This is a genomic window from Nocardioides currus, from assembly GCF_003057875.1.
GTDB lineage: Bacteria > Actinomycetota > Actinomycetes > Propionibacteriales > Nocardioidaceae > Nocardioides > Nocardioides currus.
Genome location: NZ_PYXZ01000002.1, coordinates 632,035 through 649,208, shown reverse-complemented (window position 1 = coordinate 649,208; position 17,174 = coordinate 632,035). Strand labels below are relative to the sequence as shown.

General features: G+C 72.7%; 20 protein-coding genes. 6 read left to right on the top strand and 14 right to left on the bottom strand.

Going from position 1 to position 17,174, the window contains the following annotated elements:
* Positions 1 to 33: 33 nt before the first annotated feature.
* From C7S10_RS08235 to moeZ, 8 genes are all read right to left on the bottom strand, one after another.
* Complete coding sequence (locus tag C7S10_RS08235; protein ID WP_108343898.1) at positions 34 to 699, bottom strand: lysophospholipid acyltransferase family protein; 666 nt, start codon at positions 697 to 699, stop codon at positions 34 to 36.
* Positions 700 to 713: 14 nt separating this feature from the next.
* On the bottom strand, positions 714 to 1,226 hold the full coding sequence (locus C7S10_RS08230; protein ID WP_108343897.1) for a hypothetical protein: 513 nt from the start codon (positions 1,224 to 1,226) through the stop codon (positions 714 to 716).
* Positions 1,223 to 2,515, bottom strand: coding sequence for a DUF58 domain-containing protein (locus C7S10_RS08225; RefSeq protein ID WP_108343896.1), 1,293 nt, complete (start codon positions 2,513 to 2,515; stop codon positions 1,223 to 1,225). Before C7S10_RS08225 ends, C7S10_RS08230 begins: the two co-directional genes overlap by 4 nt.
* A 7-nt stretch (positions 2,516 to 2,522) precedes the next feature.
* Positions 2,523 to 3,509: an AAA family ATPase gene (locus C7S10_RS08220; protein WP_108343895.1), complete on the bottom strand. Its 987-nt coding sequence runs from the start codon at positions 3,507 to 3,509 to the stop codon at positions 2,523 to 2,525.
* Entirely contained in the window at positions 3,496 to 3,930 is a 435-nt protein-coding gene (locus C7S10_RS08215) for a hypothetical protein (RefSeq protein WP_108343894.1), read from the bottom strand. Before C7S10_RS08215 ends, C7S10_RS08220 begins: the two co-directional genes overlap by 14 nt.
* Positions 3,927 to 4,709 (bottom strand): DUF4129 domain-containing protein, encoded by a 783-nt coding sequence (locus tag C7S10_RS08210; protein WP_108343893.1) that lies wholly within the window; start codon positions 4,707 to 4,709, stop codon positions 3,927 to 3,929. Before C7S10_RS08210 ends, C7S10_RS08215 begins: the two co-directional genes overlap by 4 nt.
* A 101-nt stretch (positions 4,710 to 4,810) precedes the next feature.
* Positions 4,811 to 5,695, bottom strand: coding sequence for a trypsin-like peptidase domain-containing protein (locus tag C7S10_RS08205; RefSeq protein ID WP_108343892.1), 885 nt, complete (start codon positions 5,693 to 5,695; stop codon positions 4,811 to 4,813).
* A gap of 83 nt (positions 5,696 to 5,778) precedes the next feature.
* Positions 5,779 to 6,978 carry an adenylyltransferase/sulfurtransferase MoeZ gene (moeZ, locus tag C7S10_RS08200; protein ID WP_108343891.1) on the bottom strand — a complete coding sequence of 400 codons (1,200 nt, stop codon included), beginning with the start codon at positions 6,976 to 6,978 and terminating at the stop codon, positions 5,779 to 5,781.
* Positions 6,979 to 7,216: 238 nt separating this feature from the next.
* Here moeZ and C7S10_RS08195 point away from each other — a divergent pair, with 238 nt between their 5' ends.
* The 3 genes from C7S10_RS08195 (at position 7,217) to C7S10_RS08185 (ending at position 8,499) form a co-directional block, all read left to right on the top strand.
* On the top strand, positions 7,217 to 7,816 hold the full coding sequence (locus C7S10_RS08195; RefSeq protein ID WP_108343890.1) for a TetR/AcrR family transcriptional regulator: 600 nt from the start codon (positions 7,217 to 7,219) through the stop codon (positions 7,814 to 7,816).
* 27 nt (positions 7,817 to 7,843) lie between these two features.
* On the top strand, positions 7,844 to 8,062 hold the full coding sequence (locus C7S10_RS08190) for a DUF3107 domain-containing protein (RefSeq protein WP_108343889.1): 219 nt from the start codon (positions 7,844 to 7,846) through the stop codon (positions 8,060 to 8,062).
* 128 nt (positions 8,063 to 8,190) lie between these two features.
* Complete coding sequence (locus C7S10_RS08185) at positions 8,191 to 8,499, top strand: GlsB/YeaQ/YmgE family stress response membrane protein (RefSeq protein ID WP_108343888.1); 309 nt, start codon at positions 8,191 to 8,193, stop codon at positions 8,497 to 8,499.
* Positions 8,500 to 8,568: 69 nt separating this feature from the next.
* On the opposite strand, the gene C7S10_RS08180 is transcribed toward C7S10_RS08185, so the two are convergent.
* On the bottom strand, positions 8,569 to 9,282 hold the full coding sequence (locus tag C7S10_RS08180; RefSeq protein WP_108343887.1) for a ferritin-like fold-containing protein: 714 nt from the start codon (positions 9,280 to 9,282) through the stop codon (positions 8,569 to 8,571).
* Positions 9,283 to 9,443: 161 nt separating this feature from the next.
* On the opposite strand from C7S10_RS08180, the gene C7S10_RS08175 reads away from it, so the two are divergent.
* Positions 9,444 to 10,901, top strand: a complete 1,458-nt coding sequence (locus tag C7S10_RS08175; RefSeq protein ID WP_243395263.1) for a DEAD/DEAH box helicase — start codon at positions 9,444 to 9,446, stop codon at positions 10,899 to 10,901.
* 350 nt (positions 10,902 to 11,251) lie between these two features.
* On the opposite strand, the gene C7S10_RS08170 is transcribed toward C7S10_RS08175, so the two are convergent.
* Genes C7S10_RS08170 through C7S10_RS08160 form a run of 3 tightly spaced genes read right to left on the bottom strand, consistent with a single transcriptional unit; the run spans position 11,252 to position 13,685 of the window.
* Complete coding sequence (locus tag C7S10_RS08170) at positions 11,252 to 12,127, bottom strand: endonuclease/exonuclease/phosphatase family protein (RefSeq protein WP_108343886.1); 876 nt, start codon at positions 12,125 to 12,127, stop codon at positions 11,252 to 11,254.
* Between the two features lie 60 nt (positions 12,128 to 12,187).
* The gene (locus C7S10_RS08165; protein WP_108343885.1) at positions 12,188 to 12,844 is read right to left on the bottom strand and encodes a L,D-transpeptidase; all 657 of its coding nucleotides are present in this window, start codon (positions 12,842 to 12,844) and stop codon (positions 12,188 to 12,190) included.
* A 4-nt stretch (positions 12,845 to 12,848) separates the two neighbouring features.
* Positions 12,849 to 13,685 (bottom strand): ParA family protein, encoded by an 837-nt coding sequence (locus C7S10_RS08160; RefSeq protein WP_108343884.1) that lies wholly within the window; start codon positions 13,683 to 13,685, stop codon positions 12,849 to 12,851.
* 60 nt (positions 13,686 to 13,745) lie between these two features.
* Here C7S10_RS08160 and C7S10_RS08155 point away from each other — a divergent pair, with 60 nt between their 5' ends.
* Positions 13,746 to 14,498: an SDR family NAD(P)-dependent oxidoreductase gene (locus tag C7S10_RS08155; protein ID WP_108343883.1), complete on the top strand. Its 753-nt coding sequence runs from the start codon at positions 13,746 to 13,748 to the stop codon at positions 14,496 to 14,498.
* Positions 14,499 to 14,514: 16 nt separating this feature from the next.
* On the opposite strand, the gene C7S10_RS08150 is transcribed toward C7S10_RS08155, so the two are convergent.
* Positions 14,515 to 15,390 (bottom strand): PHP domain-containing protein, encoded by an 876-nt coding sequence (locus C7S10_RS08150; protein ID WP_108343882.1) that lies wholly within the window; start codon positions 15,388 to 15,390, stop codon positions 14,515 to 14,517.
* Positions 15,391 to 15,446: 56 nt separating this feature from the next.
* Between C7S10_RS08150 and C7S10_RS08145 the strand changes: the two genes are divergently transcribed.
* Positions 15,447 to 16,508, top strand: coding sequence for a class I SAM-dependent methyltransferase (locus C7S10_RS08145; protein WP_108344052.1), 1,062 nt, complete (start codon positions 15,447 to 15,449; stop codon positions 16,506 to 16,508).
* A gap of 23 nt (positions 16,509 to 16,531) precedes the next feature.
* Here C7S10_RS08145 and C7S10_RS08140 read toward each other — a convergent pair whose 3' ends face one another.
* Positions 16,532 to 17,161, bottom strand: coding sequence for a DUF6758 family protein (locus C7S10_RS08140; protein ID WP_243395262.1), 630 nt, complete (start codon positions 17,159 to 17,161; stop codon positions 16,532 to 16,534).
* Between the last annotated feature and the right edge of the window lie 13 nt (positions 17,162 to 17,174).

Here is a 17,174-nt window from a genome sequence, read left to right as displayed (position 1 = left end):
CAAACAGACGTCACCGACATCGGGCTCGGCGCCTCACGCGTCCGGGGCTCGATTGTTGTAGTCCCCGGCCTCCTCCTGGCCGGTGAGCGCGGCGATCGCCGCCATCACCGTGTCGGTCAGCTCGCGCCGGGCCCGCCCGAGCGGCACCCCGTCGTAGCCGGCCGGCGAGATCGGGGCGCCGAACGCGACGCTCACCGGAGCCAGCCTCGGCAGCGTCGCCCCCACCGGCTGCAGTTCCTGGGTGCCGCGCAGGCCGACCGGGACGATGGGGACGCCGGCGCTGAGCGCCAGGTGGGCGACACCCGTGCGGCCGCGGTAGAGCCGGCCGTCGCGGGAGCGGGTGCCCTCGGGGTAGATCCCGAACGCCTCTCCCCGACCGAGCACCTCCAGCGCGGTGTCCAGGCTGGCCATCGCCGCCTTGGTGTCGTCACGGTCCACCGGCAGCATCCCGAGCCCCTCGAACCACGCCCGCTGCAGCGTGCCGCGCACCCCGGTGCCCTCGAAGTAGTCCTTCTTGGCCAGGAACACCACCTTGCGCGGCACCACCACCGGGATCACCACGCTGTCCACGAAGCTGAGGTGGTTGCTGGCCAGGATCACCCCGCCGGTGCGCGGGACGTTCTCGACGCCGACGACCTCGGGACGCCAGACCGCGCGGGCGACCGGGGGGACGACGGTCTGCACCACGGCGAAGAACATGGACCCATCCTCCCTCAGACCGACGACGTGCCGGACGGGTCTCGAAAGCGCATCCCGACCACGACCACGAGCACCGCCAGCACACCGACGGCCAGCGGCCACATCACCCGGTCCGGGTCGTCGAGCACGACCACGGCGGCGTAGGCCACCGGGGCGGCGACGAAGGACAGCAGCGTGCGGCGTACCCACATCGTCACCAGCCGCGGGTCGAGCTGGAGGCGCGCAGGTCCGTACGCCGCCAGCACGGCGGACACGTGGGCGGAGACCAGCGCCAGGGCGGACGCGAGCACGCCGGGCTGCAGGGGGTCGGGCACGGAGAGCGCCCACCACGCCATCACGACCAGCAGGGCGATCTGACCGGCCGCGAGCTCGGGGAAGCACGCCCAGAGCACCGACAGGACCACGGTCACCAGGAGGACCACGGCGTTGGGGCGCACGTCGGCCGTGAACAGCGCCAGCACCGGCAGCAGGGCGACGAGCACCCGGCACACCACCTGGCTGCGGCTCCAGGTCCGCCAGGCCGTCATCGGCTGCGCACCTGCGGCACCTGGCCGCGACGACTGAGCTGGCGCAGCACCTCGTCGACGGTGCCGGCGCCGCGCCAGGTGACGATCGGGCAGCCGAGCGCCGCCAGCTGCTGGAGCAGGGTGGCGCGCTCGATCATCCGCATCCGCCACGCGAGCCCGGTCGGCGAGGTCGCGCCGCCCATCTCGGCGCTGCTGCGCTCGCCCAGCGTGTCGATCACGACGACCGGGACGCCGCGCGCGGAGAGCGTCGCGCACGCCGTGACGACCGGCGCGTGCAGCATCGTGGACAGGACGTAGACCACGCAGCCACCGGTGACGCCCAGCTCGAGCGGCGCGTCGTGCAGCGTCCCGGTCTCGGGCACGACCCGCGCCAGCGTGCCCGTGATCCGGTGCAGGTGGCGAGGTCCGCTGCCGAACGGCACCCGCGCCTCCCCCGGCCCGAGGACGCGCATCCCGACGCGGTCGCCGCGCCGGACGTGATGGTCGGCGAGCGCTGAGGCGGCGCGCACGGTCAGGTCGAGGCTGCTGGCGCGCCCGTCGACGCCGCCGGAGACGCCGATGTCGCGGAGCGCGTCGACGACGACCAGCACCGACGCGTCCTGCTCGGCCCGGGTGGTGACGACCTGGAGCTCGCGGGTGCGCAGCGAGACCGGCCAGCTGATCCGGCGCAGCCGGTCGCCCGGCGCGAACGGCCGGATCCCGGCGAACTCCGTGCCGCTGCCGATCCGACGTGAGCGGTGGGCGCCGACGAGGCCGTCGGGCTGCGGCGCCTCGGCCGTCGAGTCGTACGCCGCTGCCTGGGGCCACACCGTCAGCTGCTGGGCGGGCAGCCGCACCGGGCCGTGGCGGTAGCCGCACCAGGCGCTGGTCATGGCGACCTGCTCGTCGCCGACGGCCCGCCGGCCCCACCGGCGCGGCCCGAGGTCGATCGCGCCGCCCCCGTCGCGCCAGAGCACGCCCACGGCTCCGGAGGCGGGGTGCATCGCGACGTACGCCGCTCGCGCCATCACCCGGGTCACCTGCTCGATCCCGTCGTCGTCGGCGACGTGCAGCGTCGAGGCCGAGCCCTGGCCCTCGTGCAGCCGGGTGGCGCCCAGCGTGGCCGTCGCCCGTGGCCGCGAGGTGGGGCGCCCGAGGAGGCCCATCAGGGCGGGGACCAGGAACGGCGCGGCCAGCACCACCAGCACCGGAGAGCCGGTCAGCGCGCCCGCGACCAACCCGGCGGCCGCGACCACGCTGGCGCGGGCCGCGGCGGCCGTGGGGGTCCAGCCGGTGCCGAGGTCGCTCATCCGAGCGTCACCGGTGCTCCAGCGCGCCGGGCGCCGGCACGCTCGCCAGCACGGCCTCGACGACGCGGCTGCCGGACGCCTTGGTCATCCACAGCTCGGGCTTCACGGTGATCCGGTGGGCGAGGACGGCGCCGGCCACCGCCTTGACGTCCTCCGGGATGACGTAGTCGCGGCCGCGGACCAGCGCCCAGCCACGCGCGGCGAGCACCAGGCCGAGGCTGCCACGCGGCGAGGCGCCGATCAGCACGTCCTGGTGGTCACGCGTCGCCTCCGCGAGCGCGACGCAGTAGCGCCCGACGCTCTCGTCGACCTTGATCCGCTCGACCGCCGCCTGCAGGGCGCGCACGCCCGCGGCGTCGGTGACGGCCTCGACGCTCACCTCCTCGCGCTGGCGCTCGAGACGACGGGCGACGACGGCGTACTCCTCGTCGGTGGTCGGGTAGCCGAAGCCGACACGGAGCAGGAAGCGGTCGAGCTGGGCCTCGGGGAGCGGGTAGGTGCCCTCGTACTCCACCGGGTTGGCGGTCGCGAGCACGTGGAAGGGCACCGGCAGCGGGTGCGTCTCGCCCTCGACCGTGACCTGTCCCTCCTGCATCGCCTCGAGCAGTGCGGCCTGCGTCTTCGGCGGCGTGCGGTTGATCTCGTCGGCGAGCAGCAGCCCGGCGAAGAGCGGGCCGCGGCGGAAGGAGAACTCCGAGACGCGCTGGTCGTAGATGTAGGAGCCGGTGAGGTCGGCCGGCAGCAGGTCGGGGGTGAACTGGGCCCGCGAGAAGTCGAGCCCGAGCGCCTGCGCGAAGGTCCGCGCGGCCAGCGTCTTGCCGAGACCCGGGAAGTCCTCGATCAGGACGTGCCCCTTGGCCAGGATCGCGGCCAGGACCAGGCCCAGCGGCTTCTGCTTGCCGACGACCGCGCGGCCGACCTGCTCCAGCACCTCCTGGGCGATCGCCGCGGCCTCGGCGTGGGTGAGCGTGGTCGTGTCGTCACTCGTCGTCACGGGGCGTCTCGATTCGGGTGAGGTAGCGGTCGATGTCGGTGGGGCTGAGCCGTCGCAGCGGCTGGTCGGCGAGCGTGCGGAGCTCGGGATCACGCAGGTTCGGGTCGCGCCCGCGGGCCAGGTCGAGCAGCAGGTGCCGGAGCGCGGGCCCGGGGTCGCGCGCGGAGAGGTGGCTGCTCAGCACCCGGTGGTGAACGCTCTCGTCGGCGGCGTCCGGCCGGGCGTACGGCGCGATCGGGTCGTCCCAGTCGGCCACGCCCACCCCGGTGGTGTCGTAGGCGAGCCAGAGGATCGCCACGATGGCCGTGGCCATCAAGGCCCAGTCGCGCAGGCGTGGGTCGAAGTCGAGCAGGGACAGGACCACCTGTCCACCGACGACGAGGAGGGCCAGCGCTCCGACGCGGACCAGCCAGCCCCTCATCGGCGTCCCCGCGGCGGCGTCGATTCCTCGCGCCCGACCGTGCGCTGCCTGACCTGGACCTGGCCCTGGATGGCCCGGAGCGCGGTGGCGGCGCGCTCCCGGTGCGCCTCGTCGAGGGCGTGCTCGGAGAAGCGGGCCTCGCGGTAGAGCTCGAGCAGCGAGGCCACCGCGGTCGAGTCGACCTCGGCCCGCTCGAGCATCCGCAGGGCGAACTCCGACGACGTCTCCCACGGGTGCCGCGGCAGGCCGGCGTCGACGGCCTGGAGCTCGAAGCGGTGCCAGCACGCCACGATGGCGTTGCGCGGCTCGCCGTCGAGGAGCAGCCGCAGCTGCTCGTCGGTGTCGTCGGCGATGGCCTGGCGCACGCGCTCGGGCGCGCCGCCCTCGAGGGTCTCGAAGTCCGCGTCCACCGGGGCGTCGTACCGCCTCCGCAGCCGCCAGGCCGTGAGCCCGCGACGCACGGCGAGGTAGGCCACCAGCAGCATGCCGGCGAGGGTGAGGACCTGGATCGCCCCGCCGACGAGGTTGGCGACGACGGTCGTGGTGGGGCCGTACTCCCGGGCCGCGACGTCGTCGCGGTCCTTCTCCTCCACCTCGTCGATCGGCGCCTCGGAGGTGGTGGTGGTCTCCTGGCTCGGCGTGGGGCCAGGGCCGGTGAAGACCTGCGACGGACCGATCAGCGCGGCCCACCCCACGAGGGTCACCACCAGGCAGGCACCGAGGGTGGCGGCGACGGCGCGCCACGCCTGGGCACGCGCGGATGCAGCCCCCTGGTCCATGGCGGGAGCCTAGACCGGGCGGCCGGTGGGAGCGGACCCGAAATACTGTCCAGCGGCTCCGTCGTCCCGACTGACGGAGCCGCTGGAGAACCGGTGACGGATCAGAGGACGGGGTTGAACGGCTCCGTGCCCAGCGCCAGCTGGAGGCCGCTGATGCCCGAGTGCTGCTGGGCGTAGGCGAGCTCGCGGGAGAAGTCGCCGATGTTGTTGGACAGCGGCAGCGGCGCGAGCCCGAGCGTGGAGAGGGTGCCGACGGCGTTGCCCTGCGCGTCGAGGAACGCGCTGCCCGAGTCGCCGGGGATGCCGGGCGTGACGGTGTAGAGCGGGTGCGTCCAGCCGCCGTCGGCGGCGTCCTGGCCGAGGCTGACGCCGGTCTTGGGCGAGAGCTGCTCGATGCCGCCGCGCAGTCCGGAGTTGCCGAAGCTGTAGACGCGGTCGCCCGCGGCGGTGCCGGTGGTGTTGATCCCGACCGGCCCGCCCCAGAACGGGACGCTCGGGTTGACCTTGGAGACGTCGGCGGCGTCGACCTTGACCAGCGCGAAGTCGTTGTAGGCGCACGTGTTGGCGTCGGTCTCCCCGCGAGCCTGCATGGTGTTCCACGAGCTGTAGGCCAGCGTGCCGGCCCCGACCTGCGTGCCCGGCGTCAGGACGCTGCCCTGGCGGTTGAAGGTCACCCGCGTGCCGAGCGGCAGCGGGGCGGCCTGGCAGCCGTCGGTGTCGGTCGCCTCACCGGTGCCCGAGCAGTGGGCGGCCTGGCCGACGTAGACCGAGCCGGCGGCGTCGGTGAGCACGAAGTTGGCCGTGCACTGGCCGGAGCCGGCGGTGTTGGTCTGCACGCCGGGCGTGATCGTGGCCGAGGCGGCCGGGGCCCACGCCGTTGCGACGGCAGCGGGCGACGTCGCCGAGGCGGCACCGGTGGTGGTGGCCAGGGCGCCCGCGAGGACGAGGCTGGCGGCGATGGCAGGGAGTCTCGTTGAGGTTCGCATGCAGGCCCAACGAGACGTGGCCCACACGGGTTACGCGCGGGTAGCCCTGTCGGGCCACCCGCGCGTTCCGGGGTGGGGGTGCGTCAGTACGTCGGCTGGCTGGGGTCGATCTGGCTGACCCAGGCCACGACGCCGCCGCCGACGTGCACGGCGTCGGAGTAGCCCGCGCCCTTGACGATCGCGAGCGTCTCGGCCGATCGCACGCCGGACTTGCAGTGCATGACGATCTGCTTGTCGCTCGGCAGCTGCGAGAGCGCGTTGCCGTTGAGGAACTCGCCCTTCGGGATCAAGATCGCGCCCGGGATGTGGTTGATCTCCGCCTCGTTGGGCTCGCGCACGTCGACCAGCACGAAGTCGCGCTCGCCGTTGTCGCGCTCCTTGAGCATGTGCTCGAGCTGCGTCACGGAGATCGTCGAGCCGGCGGCCGCCTCGGCGGCCTCGTCCGACACGGCGCCGCAGAACGCGTCGTAGTCGATCAGCTCGGTGACGGTGGCGTTCTCCCCGCACAGCGCGCAGTTGGGGTCCTTGCGCACCTTGAGCTTGCGGTACTCCATCTCGAGTGCGTCGTAGATCATCAGCCGGCCGGCGATCGGCTCGCCGATGCCGGCGAGCAGCTTGATCGCCTCGTTGACCTGGATGGAGCCGATGGCCGCGCAGAGCACGCCCAGGACGCCGCCCTCGGCGCAGCTCGGCACCATGCCGGGCGGCGGGGGCTCGGGGTAGAGGCAGCGGTAGCACGGCAGGTCGTCGCCGAGCATCGGCGCGAAGACCGAGGCCTGGCCGTCGAAGCGGTAGATCGAGCCCCAGACGTAGGGGATGCCGAGGAAGTACGCCGCGTCGTTGACCATGTAGCGGGTCGCGAAGTTGTCGGTGCCGTCGACGATCAGGTCATAGCCGCGGAAGACGTCGAACACGTTGTCGTTGTCCAGGCGCTCGGGGTGCAGCACCACCTCGACGTACGGGTTGATCTCCGCGATCGACTCCTTCGCCGACTGGCCCTTCGGCTTGTCGATGTCGCTCACGCCGTGGATGACCTGGCGCTGGAGGTTGGACTCGTCGACGGTGTCGAACTCGGCGATGCCGAGCGTGCCGACGCCGGCGGCCGCGAGGTAGAGCAGGGCGGGCGAGCCGAGGCCGCCCGCGCCGATGACGAGCACCTTGGCGTTCTTGAGCCGCTTCTGGCCCGTCATGCCGACGTCCGGGATGATCAGGTGGCGGCTGTAGCGCCGCACCTCGTCGATGGTGAGCTCGGCGGCTGGCTCGACGATCGGGGCGAACGACACGGCGTACTCCTCGGGTTGGGACTCAGGGACGGGGGTCGCTCGGCGCAACACCTCCGACGCCATCCATGTTCCCCGCGCGGGGAACACCGACCCGCCACATCCCGACATCCGGACGAGCGAGGCGTCGGTACGTCGGATACCTGCGAGTAGGCTGCCAACCCAGTGAGATGCCGGGAGGAACAGACACGTGAGCGTTGATCGCTTCGACTCCAGTGGGCCACGCCCCCGTGGCGGCCGGATGCCGCGCCGGGAGCGCCGCGCCCAGCTGATGGAGTCGGCCCTCGAGGTCTTCGTGGCCCACGGCTACCACGCCGCCGCGATGGACGACATCGCCGATCGTGCCGGCGTCTCCAAGCCGGTGCTCTACCAGCACTTCCCCGGCAAGCTCGACCTCTACCTCGCGCTGCTCGACGCCTCCTGCGACAACATCATCGACAACTGTCGACAGGCGCTGGCGTCCACGACGGACAACAAGCTCCGGGTGCAGGCGGCGATGCAGGCGTTCTTCGACTACGTCGCCGCGGAGACCGGCGCCTTCCGGCTGGTCTTCGAGTCCGACCTCACCAGCGAGCCGGCCGTGCGCGAGCACGTCGACCGCGTCACCACCGAGTGCGCGGCGATGATCACCGAGGTCATCCACGACGACACCGGCCTGCCCGACGAGGCCTCACGGCTGCTCGCGGTGTCGCTGGTGGGAATGGCGCAGGTGAGCGCGCGGTTCTGGCTCGGCGAGGCCGGCGAGAGCAGCGGCGCGATCCCCTTGAAGGACGCGGCCAACCTGGTCGCCGGCCTGGCGTGGCGCGGGATCCGGGGTTACCCGAAGACCGACGACAACTAGACGACACATCGACGAAGGAGTTCGACCATGGAGGTCAAGATCGGCGTCCAGCACGCCCCACGCGAGCTGGTCGTGGAGACCGACACCAGCCCCGAGGACTTCGAGGCGCAGGTCAGCGAGGCCGTCTCGTCCGGCGGCCTGCTGACGTTCGCCGACACGAAGGGCCGGCGCTTCGCCGTGCCTGCCGAGAAGATCGCGTACGTCGAGATCGGCACGGGGAGCCACAGCGCCGTCGGCTTCCGCTGACGACACACCCACCCGCCCGCAGGGGTGGTGGTCGTTGATCGCGCCTCCGCAGCGGCCCATGATGGAGGAAGCGTCGACTCGTTCGTCGCACCGCGTCGTTCGACGCGGCTCCTGAGAGGAAACATCAGATGCTCGGAACCATCATCGTCACCCTGGTCGTCGGAATCATCATCGGCTTCTTGGGCAAGGCGGTCGCACCGGGCGATCGCGACAACATCCCCGTCTGGCTGACCATCGTGTGCGGCATCGTGGGCGCGTTCGTGGGCAGCTACATCTACTACGCCATCTTCGGCGTCGCCGACAACAACCCCGGCGGCGACATGTACGACACCAGCAAGGGCATCGACTGGTGGCGCCACCTGTGGCAGATCGCGGTCGCGGCCATCCTGGTCGTCGTCGCGTCGACCGTCACCGGTCGCAACAAGTCCCGCGTCTGACGGACTCGACGCGGAGGGCCCCGCACCTCACGGTGCGGGGCCCTTCGTCTGTGCTCGGGTGTCGGTCGCTCAGGCGTCGAGACCGAGGTCGGCCATCCGCTGCGCGTGGTTCTCCGTCAGGCGGGTGAACATCCGACCCAACGCCGCGAGGTCGAGACCGGGGCGGTCCACCCCACCGGCCAGCAGGGCGGTGAGGGCGTCGCGCTCGGCCGCGACCCGCTGGGCCTGGGTCAGGGCCTCCCCCATCAGCCGGCGGCCCCACAGGGCCAGCCGGCCACCGAGGCGGTGGTCCTGCGCGATGCCGGCGCGCACCCGGTCGACGACGAAGGCCGACTGCCCGGCGTCCTCGAGCGAGGAGATGATCAGGTCGCGGGTCGCCGGGTCGAGGTAGGCCGCGATCTCGCGGTAGAAGTCGGCCGCGATGCCCTCGCCCACGTAGGCCTTGATCAGTCCCTCGTACCAGTCGGCCGGCCGCGTGTGGGCGTGGAAGTCGTCGAACCCGACGCGGAAGGCGTCCATCGCGGCGTACGGGTCGCCGCCGAGCTCGCGCAGTCGGGTGATGAGCAGCTCGAGGTGGCCGAACTCGGCGGCCGCCATCGAGCCGATCGCGACCTTGTCCTCCAGCGTCGGGGCCAGCTTCGCATCCTCCGCGAGGCGCTCGAACGCCGTCAGCTCGCCGTACGCGATGGCGCCCAGGAGGTCGATCACGGCGGCGGTGTAGGCGGGGTCCTGGGGCGGCTGCTCGCCCCCGGGCTCGGGCGTGGACGCCGGCGATTCAGACATGGCTGAACCCTAGGCGATAGACTCGAGCCATCGAGGGCCTGAGTGCGTGAACATCCCAGTGCACATCTCCCGGCGACCTCGACGCATGTGCGCGGCTGGCTTTCTCTTCCGAGTCCGCCGCACGACGACGACTCAACGAAGACACAAGAAAGCGAATAGACGTGACCACGTTCCGTGAACTCGGGGTGCTCCCCGGGATCTGCGACGCCCTCGAGCGCGCCGGCATCACCACCCCCTTCGCCATCCAGGAGATGACCCTCTCGGTCGCCCTGATGGGAACCGACCTGATCGGCCAGGCCCGCACGGGCACCGGCAAGACGCTCGCCTTCGGCATCCCGGTGCTCCAGCGCAGCGTCGCCCAGGACGACCCGGCCTACGCCGACATGCCGCAGGGCAAGCCGCAGGCCCTGATCGTCGCCCCGACCCGCGAGCTCGCGCTCCAGGTCTCCAGCGACCTGACCCTGGCCAGCAAGGACCTCGGGCTGCGCGTCCTGACGGTCTACGGCGGCGTCGGCTACGACGGGCAGCTCGACGCCCTCGAGTCCGGCGTGGACGTCGTCGTCGGGACGCCCGGGCGCCTCATCGACCTGGCCAACCGCAAGGCCCTCGACCTCTCGCACGTGCACGCGCTCGTGCTCGACGAAGCCGACGAGATGCTCGACCTGGGCTTCCTGCCCGACGTGGAGCGGCTCCTGAGCCTGACCCCCGAGACGCGGCAGACGATGCTGTTCTCGGCCACGATGCCGGCCGCGATCGTCGCCCTCGCGCGCACCCACATGCGCCACCCGATGAACATCCGCGCCGAGTCGTCGTACGAGAACGCCACCGTCCCCGCGACGGCGCAGTTCATCTACCTCGCGCACGACCTCGACAAGCCCGAGATCATCGGTCGGGTCCTGCAGGCCGACGACGCCGAGAAGATGATCGTCTTCACCCGCACCAAGCGCCAGGCGCAGCGGATCGCCGACGACCTCGCCGAGCGCGGGTTCGCCGCGGCTCCCCTGCACGGCGACATGGCGCAGGTCGCCCGTGAGAAGGCGCTCGCGAAGTTCCGCGAGGACAAGCTCAAGGTGCTGGTGTGCACCGACGTCGCGGCCCGCGGCATCGACGTGCGCGGCGTCTCCCACGTCGTCAACTACACCTGCCCCGAGGACGACAAGACCTACGTCCACCGCATCGGTCGCACGGGGCGCGCCGGCGCTTCCGGTACGGCGATCACGCTGGTCGACTGGGCCGACGTCGCCCGCTGGAAGATGATCAACAAGGCGCTCGACCTGCCCTTCCCCGAGCCGCTGGAGACCTACTCGACCTCCGAGCACCTCTTCCACGACCAGGGCATCCCGACCGGGACCAAGGGCCGCATCGTCGACCCCGCCCCGGTCGAGCGCAAGCCGCGCGAGGACCGCGGCGAGCGTGGGTCCGCTCCGTCCGGCGACCGCCCCGCGCGCAACCGCAACCGGAGCCGCAGCCGCACCCGCGGCGGCGCCCCGGTCAGCGAGGGTGGCGCCGAGAACACCGCCCCCTCCGGCGACAAGCCTGCGGGCAGCAGTCGCAACCGCAACCGCCGGCGCACCCGCTCCGGTGGCGGCGCCACGGCCGCGACCACCAGCGAGTCCTGAGGCTCCAGCACCGACCACGAAGGCCCGCCCGAGCTCTGCTCGGGCGGGCCTTCGCGCGTCCTGGGCACGGGACGTCGGACGTCCGCCGGGACGTCCGACGAGGTGGCTGCCCGGGCGGCCGGGGCGTCGGACATCCCGCTCAGCGTCCGACGGGGTGGCTGGTCAGCGAGGCGTGCGGCTGCGGCGGTGGCGGCACATCGCGCCGTACGGCGACGCGGACCGGCAATCCGCCGCCACCGGGACCACGCAACGACCGGAGCGTCGGACGTCCGCCGGGACGTCCGACGAGGTGGCTGCCCGGGCGGCCGGGGCGTCGGACATCCCGCTCAGCGTCCGACGGGGTGGCTGCGTCAGTTCTTGGACGGCACCCAGGCGCGCGCCCTGAGGGCGGGGTGGTCGCTGATCCCGTTGTAGACCTTCTCGAAGTCGGAGAACTCGGCGCCGGCGCCGAGCATCCAGTCCGGGCCGCCGAAGCGCGGGACGGGGCAGGGCTTCTTCGCGGTGCCACCGTTCATGGAGACCAGCGGCGTCGCGGCGGCGACCTTGTCGCAGAACTCGGAGCGCTCGTTGACGTCGCCCATCACGAACACGGGGCGGTCGCGCCCGGCGAGCAGCTTCTTGAGCAGCTTGATCTCGGCCGCGGTCGAGACGTCGCGCTCGTGCTCCTGGCCACCGGGGGCGTTGTGGATGGCGACGACCCAGAAGCCGCGGCCGGTCTCGCGGTCACGCAGGCGGACGTACGGGATGGGGCGGGCCCAGCCGAGGAACGGCCGCATGATGTAGCCGGTCTCCATCTTCTTGACCGTCTTGGTGTTCCACGCGATCTGGATGGCCGACCCGCGGGTGCCGAGGCCGCGGCGCGGGAAGAAGCTGTAGCGCGGCATCACGGTCTGCATCTGGCGCAGCTGGTCCTTGGCGACCTCCTGGAAGGCGGCCGCATCGGCGCCCTGGTCCTGCACCCAGCGGGCCGCGCGGGTCGCACGGTCGATGCCGCCGCGCGCGATGGAGCTGCTGAGGATGTTGAAGGTGGTCAGGCGCACGCCGTACCCGTTGCGGGGCTTCGGCACCTCGGCCGCGACGGGCGCCGCAGGAGCCTCGGTCGTGCTCGGCGCGGGCGCAGGAGTCGGCTCTGCCTGGGCCGCCGGACCGCCGGTGAGGACGGGCGTCAGCGACAGGCTGACGGCGAGCGCGCAGGCGGCAGCGAAGGCCTTGGGGGTGTGTGCCATCCGGACACCATGGCAAGACCCCCCGCGCGTCGCCAAATCGGCGTGGGTGGTACAAGCGGCTCAGACCACGACGACGGTGGTGCCCTCCGGGGCGAACTTCCACAGCGCGATCGCGTCGGCGGTGGCCTGCCGGATGCACCCGTGCGACTGGGCGGTGCCGAGCTGGGCCCGGGTCTGGAGCGGGGTGCCGAGCTTGGTCGGGATGGTGTGGAAACCGATCGCGGCGTTCTCGCCGTGGGCGAAGCGCACGAAGTACTCCATCACCCCGGAGTCGTCCACGCCGACCGCCCACCGGGAGGTGGAGTAGACGGCGTAGGTGCCCGGGTGGAGGTTGTCGACCACGCTGCCCGAGACGAGATAGGTACGGCGCACGGTGCCGTCGGCACGCACCAGCCAGACGCGCTGCTCGGTCTCGCTGAACACCACGCGCCGGCCCTGGCCGGTATCGGCGGGCAGCGCCTCCGGGTCGGGCGCGGCGCCCTCCTCCGGAGCACGGGGCCCCAGCAGCGTCGGCGGGTCGGCCGCCTCGGCCGACTCGGCAGCGGCCACGACGGCCGTCTCCCGGATCGTCGCGCCGAGTCCCTGACCGCCGGCCGCGGACGGCGCGGTCGGGACGATCCCCACTCCCCCGAGGACGGAGAAGACGGTGACGCTGAGTGCGGCCAGCGCCAACACGATCCGGCCGTAGCGCGGGCGTGCGGAGCGGTGGCGACTCATGGGATCAGGCCTTCGCCGACTTCTTGGTCGACTTCTTCGCCCCGCCCTTGCCCGCCTTGGCCGCCTTCGGGCGGGCGGCCCGCTTGACCAGGTTGGCCGCGACCTCGCGGTAGGCCTGGGCGCCCTTGCTGCTGCGGCTGGTCGCGAGGATGGACCGGCCGGCGGCCGGGGCCTCGGCGAACTTGATCGTCTTGGGGATCGGCGGCTCGACGACCTCGAGGTCGTAGGTGTCGCTGATCGTCTCGAGCACCGTGCGGGCGTGGTTGGTGCGGCCGTCGTACAACGTCGGCAGCACGCCCCAGACCTCGAGCCCGCGGTTGGTGAAGCGGCGGACGTCGTGGACCGTGTCGAGCAGCTGGCCCACGCCGCGGTGGGACAGGGTCTCGCACTGCAGCGGGACCAGCACGCCGTCGGCGGCGGTGAGCGCGGCGACGGTCAGCACGCCCAGCGAGGGCGGGCAGTCGAGCAGCACCCAGTCGTAGTCGATGCCGTCCTCGGCCAACGCCTCGATCGCGCCCCTGATGACGTGCTCGCGGCCCGTGCGGGTCAGCAGGTCGGCCTCCGCACGCGCCAGCTCGATCGTGGCGGGCATCAGGTCGACCCCGTCCTCGGTCTCGATGATGACCTCGCTCGGGTCCAGTCCCTTGGTCAGCACGTGGTGGACCGAGACGTCGAGGTCCTCGGGGTCGATGCCCAGCGAGAACGTCAGGCAGGCCTGGGGGTCGAGGTCGACCAGGAGCACCGAGTGGCCCAGCTCGGCGAGGGCAGCACCGATCGAGGCCACCGAGGTCGTCTTGGCGACGCCACCCTTCTGGTTGGCGATCGCGAGTGTCGTCGTCATCGTCTCCCATCATGCCCGACCCGGTTGCCCTCCCGGCGGCGACACCTGTTGGCTGGGCGCATGACTTCTGCCCTCGTCACCGGCGCCACGGCCGGCATCGGACTCGAATTCGCCCGCCAGCTCGCCCAGCGGGGCCACGGCCTCGTCCTCGTCGCCCGCGACGCCGACCGGCTGGCCTCCGTCGCCGACGAGCTGCGGGCGGCGTACGCCGTGGAGGTCGAGGTGCTCGTCGCCGACCTGGTCGACCGCGAGCAGTGCGCCGCCGTCGAGGCCCGGCTGGCCGACCGTGCGCGCCCGATCGAGCTGCTGGTCAACAACGCGGGCTTCGGGCTCAAGCAGCGGTTCCTGGACAACACCGTCGACCAGGAGAACGCCATGTTGGACGTGCTGGTCACGGCGGTGCTGCGCCTGACCCACGCGGCCCTCGGCCCGATGGCCGAGCGCGGGCGCGGCGGCGTCATCAACGTGTCGTCGGTCGCGGCCTTCCTCCCCCGCGGCAGCTACTCCGCCGCCAAGGCGTGGGTCAACAGCTTCAGCGAGTGGGCGCACAACGAGTACAAGCCGCGCGGGGTGACCGTCATGGCGCTGTGCCCGGGCTTCACCAAGACCGAGTTCCACGAGCGGATGTCGGTCAAGCGGGGCGACGGGTTCCTGTGGCTGGACGCCGAGTTCCTCGTGCGTACGGCGCTCGCCGACTTCGACAAGGGGCGGGCCTACTCCATCCCCGGAGCGCAGTACAAGACGATCGTGGCGCTGACGCGGGCCGTCCCCAGCACGGTGCTGCAGCGGTTCCAGTCGCTGGGTCGCAAGTAGCCGGCCGCTGGCTGGCTCAGGCGACCACGCCCGGGGCCGGGCGTCCGCTCGCGGCCGCCGAGTCCGCGGCGAGGTCGAGGAGCCGCTCCAGCTCCTCGGGGTCCGTCGTGTTGCAGCCCAGGTCGTGATCGACCTTCCCGGCGCCGTGGTGGTCGCTGGACCCCGTCACGACCAGGCCGAGGTTGCGCGCGATCGACCGCAGCTCCTCGCGCGCTGCGGGGGCGTGGTCCTGGTGGTCGACCTCGATGCCGGCGAGCCCGGCGTCGCGGAGCGTCGCCAGCACCGGCTCGGGGAGCACGGTCCGCTTGCCGCGGCCCCAGGGGTGGGCGACCACGCTGACCCCGCCGGCGTCGCGGACCAGCCCGATGGCCTCGGCGACCGGGACGGCGTAGCGGTCGACGTAGGCCGGGCGTCCGGGGTTGAGGAAGCGGGCGAACGCCTCGTCCCGGTTGGCGACCGCACCGGTCGCGACCAGGGCGTCGGCCACGTGCGGGCGGCCCGTGGCCGCGGCGTCGGCCGCACGGCGGCGTACGTCGTCCTCGGTGATGTCGAGGCCGAGCTCGCGCAGCCGCTGGCAGATCGCAGGCACCCGCGAGTTGCGGCCCTCGAGGATCCGGTCCAGCGCCGCCGCGAGCGGCGGGTGGGTCGGGTCGGGGAGGTAGGCCAGCAGGTGCACGCTGGAGCGGCCGAGGGCCGTGCTGATCTCCATCCCCCGGACCAGCGTGATGCCGACCTCGGTGGCGGCCTGCGCCGCATCGGCCCAGCCGTCGGCGGTGTCGTGGTCCGTCAGCCCCAGCACGTGCAGCCCGGCGGCCGCAGCGTGGCCGACGAGCGTGCGCGGATCGTCCGTCCCGTCGCTGACCGACGAGTGGGTGTGGAGGTCGATGCGCACCCGTGCAGGCTAGCCGGGTCTGGCGCTCGGGCGTGATCGCGGAGCACACTGCCCAGATGGCAACTGCGGACGACGTGGCCGAGCGCCTGCTCGGATCCTTCCTGGGCTTCGTGGACGTGCTGGCCATCCACCTCGGTGACCGGCTCGGGTGGTACCGCTCGCTGGCCGACGACGGGCCGGCGACCGCCACCGAGCTCGCCGGGCGCACCGGCACCCACCCCCGCTACGCCCGCGAGTGGCTGGAGCAGCAGGCCGTGTCGGGCCTGCTCGAGGTCAGCGGCGACGACGGGGCACCGGAGCGGGTCTTCTCGATCGACGACGCGCACGCGGAGGTGCTCACCGACGCGACGAGCCTGGCCTACCTCGCGCCGATCGCGCGGATGTTCGGAGCCGTCGGTCCGACGTTCCCCCTCCTGCTCGACGCCTACCGGACGGGCGGCGGAGTGAGCTGGGAGCAGCTCGGCGCGGATGCCCGCGAGAGCCAGGCCGACGCCAACCGGCCGTGGTACGACGCCCAGCTGGCCGACGCCCTCGCGGGGGTCCCCGACGTCCATGACCGCCTCGCCACGCCCGGTGCACGCGTCCTCGACGTCGGCTGCGGCGGCGGGTGGTCCACGATCGCGCTCGCCCGCGCCTACCCCGAGGCCAGGCTCGACGGCGTCGACATCGACGAGGCGTCGGTCGGGATGGCCACCGCCAACGCCGCCGGGGCGGGGCTCGCCGACCGGGTCACCTCCCGGCACGCCGACGCCGCGACCCTGGCCGAGGGCGCCTACGACGTCGCGTTCGCCTTCGAGTGCGTGCACGACATGCCGCACCCCGTGGAGGTGCTGGCGGCCGCGCGCCGGGCCCTGAAGCCCGGTGGCGTGATGGTGGTGATGGACGAGGCGGTGGCCGATGCGTTCGCGCCCGACGGCGACGAGCTCGAGCGGATCATGTACGGCTTCAGCCTCTTCATCTGCCTGCCCGACTCGATGTCGTCACCGGACAGCGTCGGGACGGGCACCGTCATGCGCGCCTCGACACTCGAGGGCTACGGCCGCGACGCCGGCTTCGAGTCGGTGTCGGTGCTGCCGATCGAGGACTTCGGCTTCTGGCGGTTCTACCTGCTGCGCTGACCTGCCGGGCTGACCTGCCACTCTCACCACACCGGCGGCGGGCCACCGAACGCCAACTCGACCAGGGGAGCGCCCACGCCGGCGGCGTCCCGCAGGATCCACTCGTCGCGCAGCAGCAGCATCGCCGACGCGGGACGCAACACCAGCCACAGCCACCGGCCGGCGGCCTCCCCGACCAGCACCGTCCGGTCGAACTCCTCGTCCGACTCGCTCGTCGACACCGCCCACAGCGGCACCTGGCCGGGCCCGATGCGGACCCTCGCCAGCGGTGGGCCCTCCCCGACGTCGCGCGGGTCGGGGCTGGCGAGCCGGGCCGCCCGCGCACCGAGGCCGGTGCCCGGCTCCTCCGAGACGACCATGACGTCGACCGGCCCGTCGAGCGTGCTGGTGCCGGTCACGCAGCTGATGGTCGCCCGGGCGCTCGACCCGGGCTGCACGACGACCCCGAAGTCGCTGACGTGCCATCCCGGACCCATCGGCCACGGGAGGTAGGTCGGGAAGTCGGCTGCCTCCTCGAGGTGACGGACGAAGGCGTCGTACGACGACTCCTGCGGACGCCACAGTGGGGGCGTCGGACCGTGCTCCGGGCAGGCCCAGGTCGTGCCGGCCTCCGTCAGCGGGAGGCTGCACCGAGGGCAACCGGCGTGCAGCATGCCCTCACGGTGG

Bases quoted from the DNA above. Each gene is read 5' to 3' on its own strand.
- C7S10_RS08235 (WP_108343898.1), bottom strand. From the start codon at position 699: ATGTTCTTCGCCGTGGTGCAGACCGTCGTCCCCCCGGTCGCCCGCGCG.
- C7S10_RS08190 (WP_108343889.1), top strand. From the start codon at position 7,844: ATGGAGGTCAAGATCGGCGTCCAGCACGCCCCACGCGAGCTGGTCGTG.
- C7S10_RS08170 (WP_108343886.1), bottom strand. From the start codon at position 12,127: ATGGCACACACCCCCAAGGCCTTCGCTGCCGCCTGCGCGCTCGCCGTC.
- C7S10_RS08215 (WP_108343894.1), bottom strand. From the start codon at position 3,930: ATGAGGGGCTGGCTGGTCCGCGTCGGAGCGCTGGCCCTCCTCGTCGTC.
- C7S10_RS08145 (WP_108344052.1), top strand. From the start codon at position 15,447: ATGGCAACTGCGGACGACGTGGCCGAGCGCCTGCTCGGATCCTTCCTG.
- C7S10_RS08210 (WP_108343893.1), bottom strand. From the start codon at position 4,709: ATGGACCAGGGGGCTGCATCCGCGCGTGCCCAGGCGTGGCGCGCCGTC.
- C7S10_RS08140 (WP_243395262.1), bottom strand. From the start codon at position 17,161: ATGCTGCACGCCGGTTGCCCTCGGTGCAGCCTCCCGCTGACGGAGGCC.
- C7S10_RS08225 (WP_108343896.1), bottom strand. From the start codon at position 2,515: ATGAGCGACCTCGGCACCGGCTGGACCCCCACGGCCGCCGCGGCCCGC.
- C7S10_RS08230 (WP_108343897.1), bottom strand. From the start codon at position 1,226: ATGACGGCCTGGCGGACCTGGAGCCGCAGCCAGGTGGTGTGCCGGGTG.
- C7S10_RS08160 (WP_108343884.1), bottom strand. From the start codon at position 13,685: ATGACGACGACACTCGCGATCGCCAACCAGAAGGGTGGCGTCGCCAAG.
- C7S10_RS08195 (WP_108343890.1), top strand. From the start codon at position 7,217: ATGCCGCGCCGGGAGCGCCGCGCCCAGCTGATGGAGTCGGCCCTCGAG.
- C7S10_RS08185 (WP_108343888.1), top strand. From the start codon at position 8,191: ATGCTCGGAACCATCATCGTCACCCTGGTCGTCGGAATCATCATCGGC.
- C7S10_RS08180 (WP_108343887.1), bottom strand. From the start codon at position 9,282: ATGTCTGAATCGCCGGCGTCCACGCCCGAGCCCGGGGGCGAGCAGCCG.
- C7S10_RS08165 (WP_108343885.1), bottom strand. From the start codon at position 12,844: ATGAGTCGCCACCGCTCCGCACGCCCGCGCTACGGCCGGATCGTGTTG.
- C7S10_RS08205 (WP_108343892.1), bottom strand. From the start codon at position 5,695: ATGCGAACCTCAACGAGACTCCCTGCCATCGCCGCCAGCCTCGTCCTC.
- C7S10_RS08155 (WP_108343883.1), top strand. From the start codon at position 13,746: ATGACTTCTGCCCTCGTCACCGGCGCCACGGCCGGCATCGGACTCGAA.